The 20,377-nt window shown below is 41.8% G+C and carries 21 protein-coding genes; 14 read left to right on the top strand and 7 right to left on the bottom strand.

From position 1 onward, the window contains the following. Positions 1-52: 52 nt before the first annotated feature. From murJ to PR808_RS01140, 3 genes are all read left to right on the top strand, one after another. Positions 53-1,591, top strand: coding sequence for a murein biosynthesis integral membrane protein MurJ (gene murJ / locus PR808_RS01150; protein WP_206084152.1), 1,539 nt, complete (start codon positions 53-55; stop codon positions 1,589-1,591). Between the two features lie 332 nt (positions 1,592-1,923). Continuing rightward, entirely contained in the window at positions 1,924-2,160 is a 237-nt protein-coding gene (locus tag PR808_RS01145) for a hypothetical protein (protein ID WP_206084153.1), read from the top strand. A 54-nt stretch (positions 2,161-2,214) separates the two neighbouring features. Continuing rightward, the gene (locus tag PR808_RS01140) at positions 2,215-2,787 is read left to right on the top strand and encodes a helix-turn-helix transcriptional regulator (RefSeq protein WP_206084154.1); all 573 of its coding nucleotides are present in this window, start codon (positions 2,215-2,217) and stop codon (positions 2,785-2,787) included. 19 nt (positions 2,788-2,806) lie between these two features. Here the strand turns inward: PR808_RS01140 and argS are convergent, their stop codons facing one another. Continuing rightward, the gene (gene argS, locus PR808_RS01135; protein WP_206084155.1) at positions 2,807-4,537 is read right to left on the bottom strand and encodes an arginine--tRNA ligase; all 1,731 of its coding nucleotides are present in this window, start codon (positions 4,535-4,537) and stop codon (positions 2,807-2,809) included. 166 nt (positions 4,538-4,703) lie between these two features. On the opposite strand from argS, the gene PR808_RS01130 reads away from it, so the two are divergent. The 5 genes from PR808_RS01130 to PR808_RS01110 all read left to right on the top strand — a co-directional run bounded on the left by PR808_RS01130 (position 4,704) and on the right by PR808_RS01110 (position 10,367). Then, positions 4,704-5,258 carry a VOC family protein gene (locus PR808_RS01130; RefSeq protein WP_206084156.1) on the top strand — a complete coding sequence of 185 codons (555 nt, stop codon included), beginning with the start codon at positions 4,704-4,706 and terminating at the stop codon, positions 5,256-5,258. A 184-nt stretch (positions 5,259-5,442) separates the two neighbouring features. Next, entirely contained in the window at positions 5,443-6,204 is a 762-nt protein-coding gene (cutC, locus tag PR808_RS01125; RefSeq protein WP_272538485.1) for a copper homeostasis protein CutC, read from the top strand. Positions 6,205-6,537: 333 nt separating this feature from the next. Next, the gene (locus PR808_RS01120; protein ID WP_272538484.1) at positions 6,538-8,961 is read left to right on the top strand and encodes a DMSO/selenate family reductase complex A subunit; all 2,424 of its coding nucleotides are present in this window, start codon (positions 6,538-6,540) and stop codon (positions 8,959-8,961) included. 10 nt (positions 8,962-8,971) lie between these two features. Continuing rightward, positions 8,972-9,589, top strand: coding sequence for a DMSO/selenate family reductase complex B subunit (locus PR808_RS01115; protein ID WP_206084159.1), 618 nt, complete (start codon positions 8,972-8,974; stop codon positions 9,587-9,589). 1 nt (position 9,590) lies between these two features. Further along, complete coding sequence (locus PR808_RS01110) at positions 9,591-10,367, top strand: dimethyl sulfoxide reductase anchor subunit family protein (protein WP_206084160.1); 777 nt, start codon at positions 9,591-9,593, stop codon at positions 10,365-10,367. Positions 10,368-10,421: 54 nt separating this feature from the next. On the opposite strand, the gene cmoB is transcribed toward PR808_RS01110, so the two are convergent. The 5 genes from cmoB to PR808_RS01085 form a co-directional block, all read right to left on the bottom strand. After that, complete coding sequence (gene cmoB, locus PR808_RS01105; RefSeq protein WP_225818332.1) at positions 10,422-11,393, bottom strand: tRNA 5-methoxyuridine(34)/uridine 5-oxyacetic acid(34) synthase CmoB; 972 nt, start codon at positions 11,391-11,393, stop codon at positions 10,422-10,424. A 2-nt stretch (positions 11,394-11,395) separates the two neighbouring features. After that, positions 11,396-12,145 (bottom strand): carboxy-S-adenosyl-L-methionine synthase CmoA, encoded by a 750-nt coding sequence (gene cmoA / locus PR808_RS01100; protein ID WP_225818333.1) that lies wholly within the window; start codon positions 12,143-12,145, stop codon positions 11,396-11,398. A 124-nt stretch (positions 12,146-12,269) separates the two neighbouring features. Beyond that, a complete protein-coding gene (locus tag PR808_RS01095; protein WP_206084163.1) occupies positions 12,270-12,668 on the bottom strand; it encodes an MAPEG family protein in 399 nt (132 codons plus the stop codon). Positions 12,669-12,817: 149 nt separating this feature from the next. Continuing rightward, a complete protein-coding gene (locus PR808_RS01090) occupies positions 12,818-13,222 on the bottom strand; it encodes an NUDIX hydrolase (RefSeq protein ID WP_272538483.1) in 405 nt (134 codons plus the stop codon). A 111-nt stretch (positions 13,223-13,333) separates the two neighbouring features. Continuing rightward, a complete protein-coding gene (locus PR808_RS01085) occupies positions 13,334-13,657 on the bottom strand; it encodes a DUF4377 domain-containing protein (protein ID WP_206084165.1) in 324 nt (107 codons plus the stop codon). Positions 13,658-14,175: 518 nt separating this feature from the next. Here PR808_RS01085 and aspS point away from each other — a divergent pair. From aspS to ruvB, 6 genes are all read left to right on the top strand, one after another. Next, positions 14,176-15,945: an aspartate--tRNA ligase gene (gene aspS, locus PR808_RS01080; protein ID WP_206084166.1), complete on the top strand. Its 1,770-nt coding sequence runs from the start codon at positions 14,176-14,178 to the stop codon at positions 15,943-15,945. A gap of 8 nt (positions 15,946-15,953) precedes the next feature. After that, positions 15,954-16,385: a dihydroneopterin triphosphate diphosphatase gene (gene nudB, locus PR808_RS01075; protein WP_272538482.1), complete on the top strand. Its 432-nt coding sequence runs from the start codon at positions 15,954-15,956 to the stop codon at positions 16,383-16,385. Between the two features lie 30 nt (positions 16,386-16,415). Continuing rightward, positions 16,416-17,159 (top strand): YebC/PmpR family DNA-binding transcriptional regulator, encoded by a 744-nt coding sequence (locus PR808_RS01070; RefSeq protein WP_206084168.1) that lies wholly within the window; start codon positions 16,416-16,418, stop codon positions 17,157-17,159. A 239-nt stretch (positions 17,160-17,398) separates the two neighbouring features. Further along, positions 17,399-17,920: a crossover junction endodeoxyribonuclease RuvC gene (gene ruvC, locus PR808_RS01065; protein WP_272538481.1), complete on the top strand. Its 522-nt coding sequence runs from the start codon at positions 17,399-17,401 to the stop codon at positions 17,918-17,920. Positions 17,921-18,060: 140 nt separating this feature from the next. After that, a complete protein-coding gene (gene ruvA, locus PR808_RS01060; protein ID WP_206084170.1) occupies positions 18,061-18,678 on the top strand; it encodes a Holliday junction branch migration protein RuvA in 618 nt (205 codons plus the stop codon). 16 nt (positions 18,679-18,694) lie between these two features. Then, positions 18,695-19,705 (top strand): Holliday junction branch migration DNA helicase RuvB, encoded by a 1,011-nt coding sequence (gene ruvB / locus PR808_RS01055; RefSeq protein ID WP_206084171.1) that lies wholly within the window; start codon positions 18,695-18,697, stop codon positions 19,703-19,705. Positions 19,706-19,766: 61 nt separating this feature from the next. Here the strand turns inward: ruvB and PR808_RS01050 are convergent, their stop codons facing one another. Beyond that, positions 19,767-20,234, bottom strand: a complete 468-nt coding sequence (locus tag PR808_RS01050) for a hypothetical protein (RefSeq protein ID WP_206084172.1) — start codon at positions 20,232-20,234, stop codon at positions 19,767-19,769. Between the last annotated feature and the right edge of the window lie 143 nt (positions 20,235-20,377).

Below are 20,377 nucleotides of genomic sequence, written 5' to 3'. Positions count from 1 at the left end.
GACAGCCCGCGCTGTTAAACTGATACGATTGTTTACTTTTAGTCTATCAATCATGAATTTATTAAAATCGCTGGCGGCAGTAAGCTCAATGACCATGATGTCTCGGGTCCTTGGTTTTATTCGCGATGCCATCATTGCTCGGGTATTTGGTGCAGGCGCCGCTGCCGATGCTTTTTTTGTCGCGTTTAAATTGCCAAATCTGTTACGTCGGATTTTTGCAGAAGGGGCATTTTCTCAAGCATTTGTCCCCATATTAGCGGAATATAAAAACCAACAAGGTGAAGAAGCTACACGTACATTTGTCGCTTATATTGCGGGGATGCTCACCCTTGCTTTAGCGATAGTCACTGTATTGGGCATGATTGCGGCGCCCTGGATTATCTATGTGACAGCCCCTGGCTTTACTGATGATGCGGATAAGTTTGCGTTAACAACCGACCTGTTGCGAGTCACATTTCCCTATATTTTTCTAATCTCACTCGCTTCCCTTGCTGGGGCAATTTTAAATACGTGGAACCGCTTCTCTGTACCCGCCTTTGCACCCACACTACTCAATGTGAGTATGATCATTTTTGCTGCGTTTGCCGCACCTTACTTTGACCCGCCGATCATGTCACTGGCATGGGCGGTATTAGTGGGGGGGGTGCTACAATTGGTCTACCAGCTTCCCCATTTAAAGAAAATTAGTATGTTAGTGTTACCGCGCCTATCATTTCGCGATAGCGGTGTTTGGCGTGTAATGAAAATGATGGGGCCTGCGATTATCGGTGTGTCAGTCGCGCAAATCTCATTAATTATTAATACTATATTCGCCTCATTCCTACAGTCAGGGTCTGTTTCGTGGATGTACTATGCGGACAGATTGATGGAGTTACCCTCTGGAGTGCTTGGTGTGGCCTTGGGAACGATCTTGCTGCCATCTCTCGCGAAGAGCTTTACGAGTGGAAACCAGAATGAATATCGACAATTAATGGACTGGGGACTGCGTCTTTGCCTGCTATTAGCATTACCATGTGCTCTTGGTTTAGCTATCTTATCTGAAGCGCTGACGGTTTCATTATTCCAATATGGTAACTTTACCGCACATGATTCGTTAATGACACAATATGCATTGATAGCCTATTGTGTAGGGCTAACAGGCATGATTTTAGTGAAAATTTTAGCGCCTGGTTTCTATTCACGCCAAGATATTCGTACTCCAGTTAGAATTGCCATCGTGACCTTAATTTTGACGCAATTAATGAACTTAGCCTTTATAGGGCCTTTACAACATGCTGGTTTGGCATTATCTATTGGCTTAGCGGCTTGTTTTAATGCAGGTGTTCTGTATTGGCAATTACGTAAACAAGATATTTTCCAACCGCTTGCAGGGTGGAAAGGTTTCTTATTTAAGCTACTGATTGCGTTAGTTGTAATGGGCGCGGTGTTATTTGGCCTGCTGCACTTTATGCCATCTTGGCAAGAAGGGAATATGCTCATGCGTATGTTGCGCTTAATTGGTGTGGTGATTGTCGGAGCTGGAAGCTATTTTGTTGCTTTATATATATTAGGTTTCCGCCCACGTGATTTTATGAAGAGAAGCATCGCGTAACATGCTGAAAGTCTGTTAATTTAATGAAAGCCCATTAATTTGGGCTTTTTTGTCTCGATATTCTATCGTTTTAAACCCCATTGTATTTTCTATCCATTTCCAATTTTTTCATCTCTTTTAATAATTCCTCAATTAATAATATTATAATTATTTTATGATATATCAAGTAATTGTTTTTATTGATAAAAATAACATTCATTGTTTGTTTTACGGTATATTTAGTGCGCGCTTGTTTTTTTATCAATAAAGCGTAGGAGGCCACTAGAAATTGGCATAAATAGGATGTTGACCAATGTCAACGTTTTTGGTTATAGTGTATTTATCGGAGGGCGATGAAAAAACATCCGAACAAGCATATTCAAGCAGCCATTGAATATGCGATTGCTAATGGCTGGTTTTGGGTGAGTGCAGGGAGTTCATCACATACATTTTGTAAATTACGTTGTGGTAACGCTGTCGATGAGCACAAAACACATATGATGAGTGTTTGGTCAACACCAAGAGTGATGGAAAACCATGCCAAGCAGATCATCCGGAAAGTGGATCACTGTATTGCACTTTCGAAATAATTATAGCGGCTTAGGCCGCTTATTAGATGATAAAAAAGAGATTAAGGAGCTTTGATGGCGCAATACGCATTCACGTTAACACTTTCTGGGGTAACGGTAGATACCACGGGCTTAGAAGATGCTTTATTTACGGCAGGCTGTGATGATGCCTTGGTGTGCTACTATGGTAATTCCGTTTATTTAGAGTTTGATAGAGAGGCGAGTTCACTGGATGCGGCTATTGAAACGGCAATTGCTGATATTGAGAGCGCAGAAATCTCAATGCAAGTGGCATCAGTTGATAGCACGCTGGTTGGTTTAAGTGATATTGCAGAGTTAGCAGGGTTAACACGCCAAGCGGTTGCATTATTAAAAGATGGGTCAAGAGGAAAAGGCAATTTTCCAGCCCCAGTACAACGTTTAAGTGGCAACTCACCTTTGTGGGATTGGGCTAGTGTGGCTAGGTGGTTAAAGGATAATAATCGTTTAGGGCATGACCCTGAACTTTGTGAAAAAGCAAAAACATTGTGTAAGTGGAATCTAGTCTTACAAAATTGTGCGAATGAAAACGTTGAAGAAATACAGACTTTGACGCAAAAGTTACTTACGCGACGAAAAGAAAAACAGCCCACCGAGGCGAGCTGTTAATTAAATAATGCGAACGTGATTACATTCTTTCGACTGTTTCAATACCTAATGTATCTAAACCTGTTTTTAAGGTTTTTTGCGTTAACGCCGCCAGTTTTAAACGGCTTTGGCGTACAGCGTCATCTTCGGTCGATAAAATTGGGCAGTGTTCGTAGAAAGAAGAGAATAGGCCTGCAAGTTCATACAGGTAAGCACACATCACATGTGGCGTTCCATCACGCGCAACAGTGAGAATGGTTTCTTCAAACTGCAATAAACGTGTCGCCAGTGCGATTTCACGTGGGTCTTGCAGTGAAATTGGTAAAGTCAGATCTGCTTGAGTTAAGTTGGCTTTTTTGAAGATAGAAGCAACACGGGTATACGCATATTGCATATACGGTGCGGTGTTTCCTTCAAACGCTAACATGTTATCCCAATCGAAAATGTAGTCCGTTGTTCTGTTTTTCGATAGGTCTGCATATTTTACTGCGCCAATACCAACGACATTCGCCACATTCAGTAGCTCGTCTTCAGGCATGTCTGGGTTTTTCTCGCGGATCAGCGCTTGTGCACGTTCAACGGCTTCATCTAATAAGTCAGATAAACGTACAGTACCACCTGTACGGGTTTTAAATGGCTTTCCGTCTTTACCCAGCATCATTCCAAACATGTGGTGTTCAAGTGCCATTGTCTCAGGGATATAACCCGCTTTACGGACGATAGTCCAAGCTTGCATCAAATGTTGGTGCTGACGTGAATCGATGTAATACAATGAGCGATCGGCATGGAGCGTTTCGTAACGGTATTTGGCGCAAGCGATGTCAGTGGTGGTGTATAAGAAACCGCCGTCTTTTTTCTGGACGATCACGCCCATTGGTTCGCCTTCTTTATTTTTAAATTCATCAAGGAAAACGACGGTAGCGCCTTCACTTTCAACGGCTAAACCTTTGGCTTTTAAATCAGCGACAATGCCTGGTAACATGCTGTTATATAAGCTTTCACCCATTACATCGTCTTCAGTTAAAGTGACATTTAGGCGTTTGTAGGTTTCTTGATTCTGCTGCATAGTGATATCAACAAGCTTACGCCACATTTCACGGCAGTATTCATCACCTGATTGCAGTTTTACGACATAACCACGAGCACGTACCGCAAATTCTTCATCTTCGTCATAGTGTTTTTTAGCTTCGCGATAAAACTCTTCCAGATCAGCGAGCGCCATGTCATTGGCACTTTCGTTTTGCACTTTTTCAAGATAAGCAATGAGCATACCGAACTGAGTTCCCCAGTCGCCAACATGATTAGCGCGGATCACGCGGTGACCGATAAATTCTTGCGTACGTGCAGCAGCGTCACCAATAATGGTTGAGCGCAAGTGACCAACGTGCATTTGTTTTGCCACGTTAGGTGCAGAATAGTCGATAACGATGGTTTCGGCTTTTACAGGGGCAAGGCCTAAACGTTGGGAGGCTAATGCTTCTTCAACGTGTTTTTCAACCCAAGAAGGTTCAAGGAAGATATTAATAAAGCCTGGTCCAGCAATTTCCACTTTGCTGGCAATACCATCTAAATCTAAATGATTGAGGATCTGTTCAGCGAGTTGTCGTGGTGGCATCCCCAGTTTTTTAGCCGCGCCCATAACGCCGTTGGCTTGATAATCACCAAATTGGGCTTTAGCGGATTGACGCACGAGTGCATCACTGTCTGCTGGAGCGCCCGCTGCAAGCATTGCAGTACTAATTTTGTCTGAAAGAATCGCCTGAATATTCACTGAATTACCTTAAATTACGAACATAGTTACCACATTGTGCCATCACATGTGGAGAACTAAAAGGTGGAAGAGAAAAATCGGCAGGTTTTATACCATATTTTGGGGGACTCATGCTACAGTCAGCGCCATTGTTTAGATGATAAGTAGATAAAAAGAGGTTTTTGTTGTGCTGCCATTTCGTGAAGTTCCACAATTAAACGATTTATGGGAAGACTTACCTAAATTTGCCAACCAGTTGCAATTAATGGCGAAACAACTTGATGTGTCATTAACGGCTTACGTTATCGATCATATTTCAGTACGCTGCCACTACCTTGAAACAGCACAGCGCTGGCATGAAGGTTTATTGCAATGCGGGCAGATTATTTCCGATAATATCATCAATGGCAGGCCAATTCGTTTATATGAACTTAGCCAACCACTACAAATTGCTGGGCAGAGTGTATTTATCGTTGAGCTACCGTTTCCAAAAGATAAAAAATACCCACAAGAAAGTTGGGAACATATTGAAATGGTGATTAATGTGCCTCCCGCAGAATTGGAAAAAACGGCACGAGCATTACTGCCGAACCCTCTTCCAATCGGATTTAATGTGAAAGTAAGTCAGCCTAAAGGGCAGCAAGAACGTTTGCCCAATCCAACATTGGCAGTGTCAAATGGTAAGATAACAGTCAAATACCACCCATTTACGCTAAAAAAGATAATTGAAAGTGAAAAATAAGTGATGCAATTAACGTTATTGATCAATAGTGCCAGTGTTTTTTTCGGGGTGTGATATCCATCCGATAACATTTTTTAATAAATGGCATTATTCAAAACGGTATTAACAATTATTATTCTACCCCTATCTATTTGTATTAGGGGAATTTAAAGCATGGGCTTTATTACCACATTTGGAGGTAATCATGGCGAAACTGGAAATTTGCTGTTTCGGAATTGAATGTGCTCAAGTAGCGCAAGAATACGGTGCTGACCGTATCGAATTATGCTCTGGTGCCGCAGATGGCGGTCTAACACCAAGCTATGGCTATCTGAAATTAGCAAGAGAAAAACTTCACATTCCAGTTCATCCCATTATTCGTCCTCGTGGTGGTGATTTTTGCTATAACGTTAGCGAATTTGACGTTATTCGTGAAGATTTAATCATGATAAAGGAAATGGGGTTTCCAGGAGCAGTCATTGGCATTCTTGATAGTGAAGGGCGCATTGATATTAACCGTATGCATGGGTTGATGGAAATCGCCAATGGGATGAATATAACTTTCCATCGCGCGTTTGATATGTGCATCAATCCACTACTTGCCTTAGAGCAATTAAATGAATTAGGTGTAGCGCGAATTTTAACTTCGGGCCAGCAGCAGAGTGCAGAATTGGGATTGCCATTATTGAAAGAATTGCACGAAAAAAGCCAAGAAATCAATGGTCCTAAAATTATGGCAGGTGCGGGGGTTCGTTTAGCTAATTTAAGTAAGTTTATGGAAATTGGTTTAACTGAAGTACACAGTTCTGCAGGTAAAACGGTACCATCAACCATGAATTACCGTAAAGTGGGCGTGACGATGGCATCTAATAGTGAAACGGATGAGTTCACACATTATTGCGTTGATGGGCCTACTGTAGAAGCGATGAAGGACTTTATTTCTATTACGGAAAAAGTACTAATTTAACGGGCTCAAAATTTAAAGGAGAAACCTATTATGGGTTTCTTCTTATTTTGTCTTGGTGCTATAGGGAATAGCAAAAGCAGTCAAGTAAACATTAGAGTAGTAAATCTATAATTTCTATAAATATTCTTTTTTGAAGTTCTGACTTTTACTAGTTGATTATGCGTTAGAATTTAACAAAAACCATGGATTATTGGGTTTAAGTAGCCAACATATTCACAAACTCATCTTGGTTGATGCATATCAATTAACCTTACAAAATACATGCCTACTATCTAATTATTATAAAAATATATTTTTTAGTTTATTTAATAATAATTAGAAGGTAGCAATGTAATGATTAATCACTTAGGAAAGAAAGCGTTAAGCAGGAGACGATTTATTCAAGTCTCTGCCTCAGCCGCAACAGCAACTGCCGTTGCAGGTTCTATCTCATTACCCTTTACGGCTCAAGCCGCTTCAATGGCTAAAACCCAGCCAGATGAAATTAATGAAAAAATCAAATATAGCGCCTGTTTAGTGAACTGCGGAAGCCGCTGTCCACTAAAAGTTCATGTCAAAGATGATGTTATTACCCGTATTTCTAATGAAACGATGTACGATGACAGTCAATTTGGTTTACACCAGATACGCCCTTGCTTAAGGGGGCGTTCTGTTCGTTGGAAAACCTATAACCCAGACAGAATAAAATACCCAATGATCCGTGTTGGTAAACGGGGAGAAGGCAAATTTAAACGTATTAGTTGGGATGAAGCGACAACCATTGTTGCTGAAAAATTAAAAGAGACAATTAATAAGTACGGTAATGAAGCGATTTATTACCAATATGGCTCGGGTTCGACAGGGGCTAATTTACAAGGGCGTAATGCCTGTAAACGTTTATTAAATCAGCTTGGTGGCTTTCTTGACCAACACGGAACATATTCAACAGCACAGATAAACGGCGTGATCCCTTATGTATATGGCAAGTTGGATGATTCCCTTTTATCTGAAATTGCCAACAGCGATCTCGTTGTTATGTTTGGGCACAACATTGCAGAAACGCGCATGTCAGGTGGTGGGCAATTCTATGAAACCTTGCAAGCATTAGAAAAAAGCAAAGCAAAAGTGATTATTATCGACCCGCGTCGTACGGATAGTGTGACAACATTAGGCGCAGAGTGGATACCTATTTATCCTGGAACGGATGGTGCGCTCGTTGCTGCTATCATTCATACTTTAATTAAAGAAGAATTAACAGACGAAGCTTTTCTCGCACAATATTGTGTTGGGTGGGATAGCCAAACATTACCAGACTCGGCCCCTAAAAATGCCTCCTATAAAGATTACATTTTAGGGTTCGGTGAAGATGGTGTCGAAAAAACACCAGAATGGGCGAGCAAAATAACGGGGGTATCACCAACGCGGATCATTCAATTGGCTCGTGAATTGGGCAATGCTAAGGCTGCGTGGATTTCGCAAGGTTGGGGCTTACAAAGAACCGCATCAGGGGAACAAGCTGCACGGGCGGTGATGATGTTGCCTATCGTGACGGGCAATATTGGTCGAGCAGGCACTAATGCAGGGGGATGGGGCGGTAACGTAGCTTATCCCGTTCCTGGATTTGCGATACCTAACCCTGTAAAAACTAAAATCCCGTGTTTTATGTGGACTGATGCCATTGTCCGCGGTACTGAAATGACAGCGGGAAATGCCACGCTATTAGGAAAGGACAAGCTTGAAACCAACGTAAAATTTCTTTGGCATTACGCTAGTAATGTGACGGGAAATCAACACTCAGATTTAAATAAAACCCATAAGATTTTGGCGGATGAATCACTCTGTGAATTTATTCTTGTGTGGGATATCCACATGACGCCATCCACCAACTACGCAGATTTAATTCTACCTGATGTGAGCAGCGTTGAGTCGAATGACTTAATCAATAATTCCTATGCAAGTGGAGCTTATCACTATGCGATACGCCTGCAAAATGCGATCACACCGCTGTGGGAATGCCGACAATCTTACGATGTTTTAACTGATATTGCTGACAAATTGGGGATTAAAGACCAATTTACTGAGGGGCGAACTCATGAGCAGTGGATAGAACATTGTTACAACCAAATGCGTGAAAAAAATCCACAGTTACCCACTTTTGAAGAAACCAATGACATGGGGATTGTTGATAGGAAACTCGCAAATAGTGCAGACTATATTGCACTGAAGTCTTATCGGGATTCACCAACCGAAAACCCGCTGCCAACGCCATCAGGTAAAATTGAAATTTACTCAGCACGCTTAGCAAAAATAGCCCAAGAATGGGACTACCCTGATGACCAACGTATTCCCGCAGTGCCTGAATACTGTGTGAATACAGAAGGGGTTGAAAATACAAAGGCGAGGGAAAAATACCCACTACAAATGACGGGCTTTCATGATAAAGGCCATGCGCATTCATCCTACTTTAATGTCGCGGTATTGCGTGAGGCTGTACCACATCAATATTGGATAAACCCAATCGATGCATCCGCTCGAGGTATCCAAGATGGCAATCTCACTGAGATTTTCAATGATAGAGGGCGCATAAAAATTAAGGCGAAAGTAACGGCGCGGGTATTACCAGGCGTGATTGCGGTTCCTCAAGGGGCATGGCGTGAACTTGATAGCGAAGGCGTTGATATTGGTGGTTGTATTAATACGCTAACGACTCAGCAGCCGTCTGCACTCGTAAAAGGTAATCCTCAACATACTAACCTCGTTGATGTGAAACGTGCATAAGGAGCGACAAATGAAACAGTATGGTTTTTATTTTGATTCGACCAAATGCACGGGGTGTAAAACCTGTCAGGTCAGTTGTAAAGATGAAAAGGATTTAGACCTTGGCCCTAAGTTCCGCCGTGTTTATGAATTCGGAGGGGGAAGTTGGCAGCAACAAGACGGTATTTGGCAGCAAAATGTGTACAGCTATTACTTGTCAATTTCTTGTAATCACTGTTCAAACCCAACATGTGTCGAGGGTTGCCCAACAGGAGCGATGCATAAACGAGAGCAAGATGGCCTCGTGGTTGTTGATCAAACTATTTGTGTCGGTTGTCGGTATTGTGAGTTACGTTGCCCTTATGGCGCTCCGCAATATGATGAAAAGAAAAAGCTGATGAGCAAATGTGATGGCTGTTATGAGCGAGTAGAAAAAGGCATGAAACCTGTGTGCGTCGAATCATGCCCTCAGCGTGCGTTAGATTTTGATGATATTAACGTGTTACGTGAGCGCCATGGACAAATTAGTGGGATTGCCCCAATGCCAGACCCAAGTTTAACAAATCCCAATATCGTGATTAAACCGCATAAAGATGCTAAACCATCGGGTGATAAAAGCGGGATATTACAGAACCCTGCGGAGGTCTAACATGCACGAACTTCCTCTTGTTTTTTTTACTGTTTTTGGTCAGTCCGCCGCTGGGCTTTATTTGTTTGCTTATCTAAGCAAACGAATCGGTTGGTCGAGTAGCGAACAATTACGCCAATCGAACATTCTGGCTTTTGTATTGATGCTTATCGCTTTAGTTATCGGCAGTTTGCATGTGGGGCAACCATTGCGTTTTTTCAATATGCTGTTAGGTGTAGGGCGCTCGCCAATGAGTAATGAAGCCTTACTGAGCGGTATTTTTGTCGCATTTGGTGCAGGGATTGTCTTTTTTACGTTGTTTGTCAAAAATGCCATGTTACGAGAAGTCTGTAATGTGGGCGCGATCATTTTCGGATTGGCATTCGTATGGTCAATACCGCAAGTCTATAATATTGAAACTGTTGCCAACTGGTTTACGGTTTTCACAACACTGCAAATGTGGATGACACTGTTTGTTGGCGGTGGGGCACTGGCGATTTTAATGGGGGCGCAACGGCTTGGTTCAATGGCATTTCTGCTTGGTGCGATTATCATTTTTGCCACAAGAGCGGCATATATCTCATTCCTAGGTGAAACAGGGCCTGTAATAAGTGCTGAACAAGCTGGTTTTTGGGCGTTTCAATTAGTGGTGATAGCAATCATGCTGTTTGTTTTTCCTGCGCTGCTCTATCGCGGCAGAAACTCTGCTATTGTGCTCAGTATTTGCGTGTTAGCGGTGATACTCGCCGAGTTATCTGGACGAGTTGCATTTTATAACTTATGGCAAATAGCGATGTAATAATGGGCTGATGAAATGTGCCTATGGGGTTATACCGATAGGCACATTACTCGTTTAAGGCTTTCGTGCAACTAGAATTGCCCGCAGCGGAGCTGGATAGCCCTCAACCGTCTTAGTTTGGTCATTCGGGTCCAAAAATTCTGCGAGAGAATCTGTTTTCATCCACGGTGTGCGGCGCTGTTCCTCTAATGAAGTTACGGCTTGGTCAACAATACGCACATCGACGAAACCGCATTTTTCTAACCACACCTTAAGCATTTTAGCGGAAGGGATAAAATAGACGTTACGCATTTGTGCATAGCGATCACCTGGGATGAGGCATTGAAATTCATCACCTTCAACCACTAAACTTTCGAGCACTAATTCGCCTTCACTAACTAATTGGTTTTTTAATTGCCATAAGTGGTCAAGTGGAGAGCGGCGATGATATAAAACCCCCATGGAGAACACCGTATCAAAGGCTTTTAGCTCAGGAAGTTGCTCAATACCGAGAGGTAATAAATGCACTTGTTGGTTATCACCCAATAATTTTCTTACCGCTTCAAATTGGCATAAGAAAAGTTCAGTGGGGTCAATGCCGACAACAAATTTGGCTTCTTGCCCTAACATCCGCCACATATGATAACCGCTGCCACAACCTACATCTAACACATACCTATCTTTTAGTGATGAAATATGCGGTAAAACACGATCCCATTTCCAATCTGAACGCCATTCGGTATCAATATTGACACCATAAAGGGAGAAAGGGCCTTTACGCCATGGCATTAATTGCTCAAGGATATTATTTAAACGGCGTGTTTCCCCAGAGGTCAGCGCTGGGTCGCGAGTTGCCGTCACACTATTAATTAAGTCTAATTGGGTTGGATGCATAACAGGCAAATTATCAAGCATTTTTTCCCATGAGGAAAAACCACCGTGTAAACCTTGTTTTTTCCACTCTGTTAACTGTGCAGGTAATGTTTCTAACCAGTGACTTAATGGGCCAACGGCAATTTGTTGGTAAAAACGACCGAAATCAATCATCTTTAAGCCTCTTTAAGCGCTAACAGTGAGCCAAAATTAAAACATTGGAACCAAACTTCGCAGTGGCTAAACCCAACGTGTTTTAGGCGAGCTTTGTGTGTTTCAACGGAGTCAGTCAACATCACGTTTTCTAACATGCTGCGCTTTTGGCTAATTTCTAATTCGCTATAGCCATTTGCCCGTTTGAAATCATGATGCATATTGAACAGTAACTCACCGATTTCGTTGTCTTCAAAATTAAATTTTTCGGAGAGAACCAAAATACCACCTGGTTGTAACCCGCGATAAATTTTTTCGAGTAATAAAAGTCGGTCATCAGGCTTGAGGAATTGCAAAGTAAAATTGAGTACAACCATTGATGCATTTTCAATATTCACATCACGAATATCACCTTCAATCACCTCAACGGGGGTCTTTGCGCGGTAGGCATCAATATGGCGGCGGCATCGTTCTACCATCGCTGGGGAGTTATCGATAGCAATAATTTTACTGTTCTCAACCGTAATATTGCGTCGAATAGAAAGCGTTGCCGCACCTAATGAGCAGCCTAAATCATATACGCGGCTGTTTGGCTTCACAAAACGGCCCGCAAGCATACCAATCATGGTAATAATATTGGAATAGCCAGGCACAGAGCGCTGGATCATATCGGGGAATACTTCGGCGACTTTTTCATCAAATTGCCAATCACCAAGGTTAGCAATCGGTGCGGAAAAAAGACTGTCTTTGTGGTTTGGATCCTGACTTGACATAAGTTCTGTATTAATAATCAAACAAAAGTAGTGGGGGATTGTATCAGAAAGGTAGCACAGTGAAAATCAATCCATTGAGAATGAAATAATGAGGCGGCACATTAAGTCGTGCCGTAGAAGAGCACTAAAGATTAAATGAAACGATTTGTAGCCATGGCAGATAATAAGTATTGGCGATAACCATTAATGCCATCGAAAGATAAGTTGCAACCATACCTGAGCGGCGATAAGAGTAATCATGGTTTTTTAAGCCATAAGAATGGAGTAACCGACCTGCAATTAAAATTAAACCACAAATGTGGATCATCCAAACTTGAGCACCGTTCATCTCCATTAAAAGTAATAAAATAAGGGAGATAGGTATGTATTCAATGGCATTGCCATGAACACGAATTGCGGTTTGCAGTTCATAAAAACCACCATCCCCATAGGCTATACGGTACTGGTTACGTAGCTTCACAACATTTAAAGATAATCTAAGCAGCAGTAAGGCACCCAGTACAGCGTACAAAGAGCTGACCATTTTTTACTCCACCATAAAACGAATCAAATTATGAAAACACCTAAAAATATAAGTTATAGTAATGGGTATTAACGATATTTTCTAAATTGTAAATCCTAAAATGCCGTTCGACAAATGAATTAACAACTTTTTTGGGTAATCACGTAGCGTTACTTGACTAAGCCATCTTGTTTTAATTGGGATAGAACCGCGGCGGCTGTCGTTGAACATCGAGGTAAATCTTCACTGGTAAACCACGCTAACTCAGCAATTTCAGCGGCAGGTTGCGGTATTCCTTGGTAATCTGCAAAATAGCAGCGAATACGCACTTGTGTGCCACCGTCTTTACCATCAGCAAGTCCTATAAACTCACTATAAAAGCCAATAGAGCCAGGTACTAAGTTTAACGTCAATTCTTCTTCAATTTCACGACATAAAGCTTGCTCATCACTTTCACCTTGCTCGCGCTTTCCGCCTGGGATGTAAAATAAGCTTTTATTGTGTGAGCGTACCATGGCAACTTTATTTTCAGACAAAGCAATTAACCCAAGTTTATCAATAATTTTATCACTCATAATTTTGCTACTCTTGTTATTTCCGATGGTTAGTTTGCTCAATTTGGTTGAGATAAAATAAAGCCATTAAGCAGGAAGTAAGCCCACTTAATGACTATCAAGGATTAAAATTTATTTCTTTTCAACGATTTTTACAAGTTCATAGCGGATGCTTGGTGCATCAGCTGGTGGGTTTGGTACATCAAATTGTTTAACTTGTAAGACGTAAGAGAAGCCTGGTTGATATTCAAAACCTTGAATAGAACTATAGAATAACTGCCAGTCATCATTTGGGTTTTCTTTGACTTTCATACACTTCATTGGAGCAACACCCACGCAGTCAGCGAGTGTGGAATCGATGTAAAATGTTTTATTGTTATCAATATCTGCAGTTTTCACAGTTTGGCATCCAACAAGCAGCATCAGCATAGATGAAGCAATTAACAGTTTTTTCATGTGTGATCCTTAAGCAGCAGATGATTAATTAGGTTGATTACTGAGTTAATTGGATTATAGCAAACTGAAAAAGGTAACAATTCCTAAATCGACCTAATTCCCAGAATGTCTAAGCTATTAAGTTATAAAAAGGGATGAAGGTCTTACTCTGTAAGCTTCGTGTACTTTTTGTGCAGCAATAAGTGATATTAGAAATAAACCTTTGCCATAATATATACATGGCGTCTTTAGTCCCTTAAAATCAACTTAACCATATTCCTCATTTAACCCTGTCTAGCTAAGGGTGGTAATCACAATGAAGTTGATGAACAACCATAAAAATGATGAAAATATGATTAAAAACAAAATGGTTTAGGCGATAAGCGGTATTCGCAACTATTTGTCTAACAGAATTTCCTGTATAATGTCTGCCTTTTTGACATTCTGAATTTTCAGCCCGTGTTTCGCAAATAGGGTTCAGCAAAATGCCAAAATCCCGCAGCAAGCAAAAGCACAACAGCTGAGTAAAAGGATATTGTATGCGTACTAATTATTGTGGGCAGTTAAGCATTGCTCACGAAGGCCAACAGGTCACTCTTTGTGGATGGGTAAACCGCCGTCGCGACTTAGGTGGTTTGATTTTTATCGATATGCGTGACCGTGAAGGCATCGTTCAAGTTTTCTTCGATCCAGATCGTAAAGACATATTTGAAAAAGCGTCAGAGCTGCGTAATGAGTTCTGTATCCAAATCACAGGGACAGTACGCGCGCGTCCAGATAGCCAGAAAAATAAAGATATGGCGACTGGGGAAATTGAAATTTTTGCGCAAGAGCTTTATGTATTCAATAAATCAGAACCGTTGCCACTCGATAGCAACCAAACAAATACAGAAGAGCGTCGCTTAAAATACCGCTACCTAGATTTACGCCGTCCTGAAATGTCTGAGCGCTTACGCACTCGTGCGAAAATTACCAGTTTTGTCCGTAATTTCATGGATACAGAAGGCTTCGTTGATGTTGAAACGCCAATGTTAACTAAAGCAACGCCTGAAGGCGCTCGTGACTATTTAGTTCCAAGCCGTGTTCATAAAGGTAAATTTTACGCGCTGCCACAGTCTCCACAACTGTTTAAACAGTTACTGATGATGTCTGGCTTTGACCGCTATTATCAAATCGTAAAATGCTTTCGTGATGAAGATTTACGAGCAGACCGTCAACCTGAATTTACTCAAATCGATGTTGAAACCTCATTTATGACCGCAGAGCAAGTACGCGAAATCATGGAACGCATGATCCGCAATCTCTGGTTAGACGTGAAAAATGTTGATTTAGGCGATTTCCCAATCATGACGTTTGCAGAAGCAATGCGTCGTTATGGTTCAGATAAACCAGACCTTCGTAACCCAATGGAACTGGTGGATGTTGCTGATATCGTTAAAGATGTTGAGTTTGCCGTATTCTCTGGTCCTGCGAATGATCCGAAAGGCCGTGTTGCGGCATTGAAAGTGCCTGGCGGCGCAGCAATGACCCGTAAACAAATTGACGAATATGGCCAATTCGTGGGTATATATGGTGCGAAAGGGTTGGCTTGGATGAAAGTCAACGAACGTGCTAAAGGAATAGAAGGTATTCAAAGCCCAGTCGCAAAATTCCTCAATGAAGAGGTGATTAACCAACTGTTAGACCGTACTGGTGCAGCGGATGGCGATATCATTCTGTTTGGTGCAGGTGCGAAAAATGTGGTCACAGATTCAATGGGTGCACTGCGTTTGAAAGTGGGGCGTGATTTTGAACTGACAGATCTAAATAGCTGGCAGCCACTGTGGGTCATCGATTTTCCAATGTTTGAAGAAGATGGGGAAGGTGGTTTAACCGCGATGCACCATCCATTCACATCGCCGAAAGATTTCTCACCAGAAGAGCTAGCAAGTAAACCAGAAGATGCTGTTGCCAATGCTTATGATATGGTGATTAACGGTTATGAAGTGGGTGGCGGTTCAGTGCGTATTCACCGTAATGAAATGCAGCAAACCGTGTTTAGCATTTTAGGTATTAATGAAGAAGATCAACGTGAAAAATTTGGTTTCTTATTAGACGCACTGAAATACGGCACACCACCACACGCAGGTTTAGCTTTTGGCCTTGACCGTTTAGTGATGTTATTGACTGGAACGGATAACATCCGTGATGTTATCGCTTTCCCGAAAACAACCGCTGCGGCTTGTTTAATGACGAATGCACCAAGCTATGCAAACCCAGACTCGTTGACAGAGTTGGCGATTGCTGTTGTGGCGAAAGACGAAGAGTAAGACGGCGAATGACCGCATTTAAGTGCCCTGAATCGGTATTAGTCATCATCGTGGCTGAAACAAGCGGTCGGGTGCTAATGCTACGGCGTAAAGATGATCCAGACTTCTGGCAGTCCGTGACTGGAAGTCTGGAACCTAACGAAAAACCGTATGAAACTGCGTGTCGTGAAATCAAAGAAGAGACAGGTTTTGACGTTAAACAAAACGGCTTGCAAGACTTGTCCCATAGCATCATCTTTGAAATTTTTCCGCATTTCAGGCATCGTTATGCACCGAATGTAACACATTGCAAAGAGCACTGGTTTAAAATGGTGCTAGATGAAGAACACATGCCATTACTGACTGAACATACAGAGTTTCGTTGGTTAAGCCCAAATGAAGCGGCAAAACTTACTAAATCATGGAGTAACAGTCAGGCTATTTTAGAATTTGCTAATTAATTATTGTATTGACGTTTTTGGAGATATTTCATGGCAGGTCATAGTAAATGGGCCAATACCAAACACCGTAAAGCAGCCCAAGATTCTAAGCGCGGTAAGATTTTCACAAAAATTATTCGTGAACTTGTCACTGCTGCACGTTTAGGTGGTGGTGATACTGGCACTAACCCACGTTTACGTGCCGCAGTAGATAAAGCATTATCAAATAACATGACTCGTGACACCTTAAACCGTGCAATTGCACGCGGTGTGGGTAATGATGAAAGTGATAATATGGAAACCATCATTTATGAAGGTTATGGTCCTGGCGGTACTGCTGTTATGGTTGAGTGCTTAAGTGACAACCGTAACCGTACCGTATCTGAAGTGCGCCACGCGTTTACTAAAACAGGTGGTAACTTGGGAACAGATGGTTCAGTCTCTTATTTATTTACCAAACGTGGTGTTATTACTTATGCACCAGGTGTGGATGAAGATGCATTGATGGAAGCGGCGCTTGAAGCGGGTGCGGATGACGTTGAGACCTATGACGACGGTGCAATCGATGTTTACACTACCTTTGAAACATTTGGTACGGTTAAAGATGCATTAGATGCAGCAGGCTTTACGAGCGAAGCGGCTGAAGTTTCAATGATCCCATCGATCACAGCAGAACTTGATGCTGAAACGGCACCAAAATTGATGCGCCTTATCGACATGTTAGAGGATTCTGACGACGTTCAAGAAGTTTACCATAATGGTGATATTTCTGACGAAGTCGCAGCGACACTGTAATCAGTGACGTACTATTTTACATCTGTAATCTAGTCCCTCCGCGTAGAGAAAGCGGGCTGACCCAGCCTGTTTTCTCTAACGCCTTTGTTCTTCTTTCTTTTTCTTCTACTATACTTTTTATATTCCATGGATAACATTAAGAATCAAATAGCTATTTAATTGAAATAGATAGTATTATGCTACTAAGTAGAATGATGAATAAATAGCATTTAATAATAAGAGGTACAAATCGATTCTTTATGGCAATTATATTAGGAATTGACCCTGGTTCTCGTGTCACTGGCTACGGCGTTATTCGCCAACAAGGTCGGCAATTACTGTATCTAGGCAGTGGTTGTATTCGCACTCAGGTTGATGATTTACCAAGTCGTCTGCAACGTATTTATGCGGGGGTCTCGGAAATTATCACACAATACCAGCCCGACGTTCTTTCTATCGAACAAGTCTTTATGGCAAAAAACCCAGATTCAGCGCTCAAATTAGGCCAAGCACGTGGCGTCGCGATAGTTGCAGCGGCAAATTTGAGTATTCCAGTGTTTGAATATGCGGCTCGCCAAGTTAAACAAACGGTTGTTGGGACAGGAGCCGCTGAAAAAAGCCAAGTACAACATATGGTTAAATCAATACTCAAGCTGTCCGCTAACCCACAATCCGATGCTGCGGATGCGTTGGCGATTGCGATTACACATTGCCATTTTAATCAGAACTTATTAAAAATGGGTGATCCTCGTTTAGTATTAACGCGTGGGCGGTTAAGGTAGAAGTTTGTCTGAAAGCTGACGGTATGAAAACAAATAGCTTGCAACTGGATATGCATCCAGCCCTTTTTGTGGTATAAACAGCACTATTAATAACTTTGGCTAAACAGATTTCGTCTTAGGCCATAATAGAGGAATTCAATGTGATTGGTCGTTTACGTGGTATCGTATTAGAAAAGCAACCACCAATAGTTTTATTAGAACTTCAAGGGGTAGGTTATGAAGTTCATATGCCAATGACGTGTTTCTATGAATTACCTGATATTGGGCAAGAAGCGATTGTTTTTACACATTTTGTTGTTCGTGAAGACGCCCAATTACTATATGGTTTTAACGATAAGCAAGAAAGAGCACTGTTCAAAGAATTAATCAAAGTTAACGGTGTTGGGCCTAAGCTTGCATTGGCAATTTTGTCTGGTATGTCAGCACAACAATTTGTTTCTGCAATTGAACAAGAAGCGATTGCATCATTGGTTAAGTTACCAGGGATTGGTAAAAAAACAGCCGAACGTTTAGTTGTTGAAATGAAAGACCGTTTCAAAGGGTTGAATGGTGATTTATTCAATCAAACCAGTGAGATCAACTTACCTAATGTGAATAGTAAGGTACCAAGTACTGCTGATATCGAAGCAGAAGCAGCGGCGGCATTAATTGCATTGGGCTATAAGCCACAAGAAGCGAGTCGCATGATAAGCAAAGTCGCGAAGCCAGGCAGTGATTCTGAAACATTAATCCGTGATGCCTTACGTGCAGCACTCTGATTAAGAGGCCATTGAGATGATTGAAGCAGATCGCTTAATTACTGCTGAAGTTTTACAGTCGGATGAAGAAGCCATTGATCGTGCGATTAGACCAAAATTACTCAGCGAGTATATTGGTCAGCCACAGGTTAAAGATCAAATGGAGATTTTTATCCAAGCAGCCAAAATGCGGGGTGATGCTCTCGACCATCTGTTGATTTTTGGCCCCCCAGGGCTGGGTAAAACAACCCTCGCAGGGATTGTTGCTAACGAATTAGGCGTAAATTTACGGACAACCTCAGGGCCTGTATTGGAAAAAGCAGGTGATTTAGCTGCGATGCTAACCAACTTAGAGCCACATGATGTGCTCTTTATTGATGAAATTCACCGCCTCTCACCTGTTGTTGAAGAAATTCTTTATCCTGCAATGGAAGACTACCAATTGGATATCATGATTGGTGAAGGGCCTGCGGCGCGTTCCATTAAAATTGATTTACCGCCATTTACGTTAATTGGTGCAACAACGCGGGCTGGGTCACTAACTTCCCCGTTACGTGATCGGTTTGGTATCGTACAACGCCTTGAATTCTATCAGGTTGCGGACTTACAGTATATTGTCAAACGTAGCGCCCAATATATGGGGCTTGATATCACCGAAGAAGGTGCCATGCAAGTTGCCATGCGCTCTCGCGGCACGCCACGTATTACAAATCGCTTGTTACGTCGTGTACGTGATTTCGCACAAGTTAAAGGTGATGGCTCTATTGATGAGCTAATCGCAAACCAAGCTTTGGATATGTTAAATGTCGATGCAGCAGGCTTTGATTACTTAGACCGTAAGCTACTCGTGGCGATTATCGATAAATTTATGGGTGGTCCTGTTGGTGTGGATAACTTAGCAGCAGCAATTGGGGAAGAACGTGAAACAATCGAAGATGTTTTAGAACCTTATTTAATTCAACAAGGTTTTATCCAACGTACTCCTCGAGGACGAATGGCGACAGCGCATGCGTATAACCATTTTGGTTTAACGCCAAAAGAGGTGTAACCAATACCCCACCAGCGAATTAAGGTGGGGGAAACTTTACGTGCTGGGTAGCGTTGAGCATTTATCGGGAATTTGGGTCGGTTGTAAAATCGATATCAATATCATCCGTGTCTTTCGGTAAACCATAATCTAGAATACTGTACAAGTTCAGGTTCGATGATGATTTACATGCTTTTTTACTGATAATTTTGTCACCTTTGTAGACAACAACACCTTGATAATACCAACCTTTACCCTCCCCATCATAAAGTACATAATTATAATTACCATTCTGAAAACGAATGTAGACTGAGCTTGCACCACCGATAAACATCCCTTCTCCGACAAAAATATTCTCTTTACCTTTTGTATTGGTGGGCAGAGTAATCTCAGTTTTACCTAAGGTTCCATAACGATAGACAGGGGGTTTGCCTTTTTCTATAACAACGCTAACTAATTTGTTATTTTCTAACTGGCATGAGTATTCTATTGCGCTTGCCGATGCTGAAAATAACCCTAGAGCAACCAAAAAGGTGAGGGACTGCTTCATGTTACCATCCTGTGATTTAAATTACTCTTTGTGAGTATGGATAATCGGTAAAGGAAAAGCCATTTATATTAATTAAGTTTATATAAATAAAAACGCCGTTGTTCAAAATAAACAACGGCGTGGATAAACTTTTAAGTTATCAA

Origin of the sequence: Providencia sp. PROV197 (assembly GCF_028479625.1) — a bacterium.
Lineage (GTDB): Bacteria > Pseudomonadota > Gammaproteobacteria > Enterobacterales > Enterobacteriaceae > Providencia > Providencia vermicola.
This window is presented reverse-complemented; position numbering and strand designations above follow the sequence as displayed.

Excerpts from the sequence above, each read along its gene's own strand:
- murJ (WP_206084152.1), top strand. The coding sequence starts at position 53 with ATGAATTTATTAAAATCGCTGGCGGCAGTAAGCTCAATGACCATGATG.
- PR808_RS01145 (WP_206084153.1), top strand. The coding sequence starts at position 1,924 with ATGAAAAAACATCCGAACAAGCATATTCAAGCAGCCATTGAATATGCG.
- PR808_RS01140 (WP_206084154.1), top strand. The coding sequence starts at position 2,215 with ATGGCGCAATACGCATTCACGTTAACACTTTCTGGGGTAACGGTAGAT.
- cutC (WP_272538485.1), top strand. The coding sequence starts at position 5,443 with ATGGCGAAACTGGAAATTTGCTGTTTCGGAATTGAATGTGCTCAAGTA.
- PR808_RS01120 (WP_272538484.1), top strand. The coding sequence starts at position 6,538 with ATGATTAATCACTTAGGAAAGAAAGCGTTAAGCAGGAGACGATTTATT.
- PR808_RS01115 (WP_206084159.1), top strand. The coding sequence starts at position 8,972 with ATGAAACAGTATGGTTTTTATTTTGATTCGACCAAATGCACGGGGTGT.
- PR808_RS01110 (WP_206084160.1), top strand. The coding sequence starts at position 9,591 with ATGCACGAACTTCCTCTTGTTTTTTTTACTGTTTTTGGTCAGTCCGCC.
- cmoB (WP_225818332.1), bottom strand. The coding sequence starts at position 11,393 with ATGATTGATTTCGGTCGTTTTTACCAACAAATTGCCGTTGGCCCATTA.
- cmoA (WP_225818333.1), bottom strand. The coding sequence starts at position 12,145 with ATGTCAAGTCAGGATCCAAACCACAAAGACAGTCTTTTTTCCGCACCG.
- PR808_RS01095 (WP_206084163.1), bottom strand. The coding sequence starts at position 12,668 with ATGGTCAGCTCTTTGTACGCTGTACTGGGTGCCTTACTGCTGCTTAGA.
- PR808_RS01090 (WP_272538483.1), bottom strand. The coding sequence starts at position 13,222 with ATGAGTGATAAAATTATTGATAAACTTGGGTTAATTGCTTTGTCTGAA.
- PR808_RS01085 (WP_206084165.1), bottom strand. The coding sequence starts at position 13,657 with ATGAAAAAACTGTTAATTGCTTCATCTATGCTGATGCTGCTTGTTGGA.
- aspS (WP_206084166.1), top strand. The coding sequence starts at position 14,176 with ATGCGTACTAATTATTGTGGGCAGTTAAGCATTGCTCACGAAGGCCAA.
- nudB (WP_272538482.1), top strand. The coding sequence starts at position 15,954 with ATGACCGCATTTAAGTGCCCTGAATCGGTATTAGTCATCATCGTGGCT.
- PR808_RS01070 (WP_206084168.1), top strand. The coding sequence starts at position 16,416 with ATGGCAGGTCATAGTAAATGGGCCAATACCAAACACCGTAAAGCAGCC.
- ruvC (WP_272538481.1), top strand. The coding sequence starts at position 17,399 with ATGGCAATTATATTAGGAATTGACCCTGGTTCTCGTGTCACTGGCTAC.
- ruvB (WP_206084171.1), top strand. The coding sequence starts at position 18,695 with ATGATTGAAGCAGATCGCTTAATTACTGCTGAAGTTTTACAGTCGGAT.
- PR808_RS01050 (WP_206084172.1), bottom strand. The coding sequence starts at position 20,234 with ATGAAGCAGTCCCTCACCTTTTTGGTTGCTCTAGGGTTATTTTCAGCA.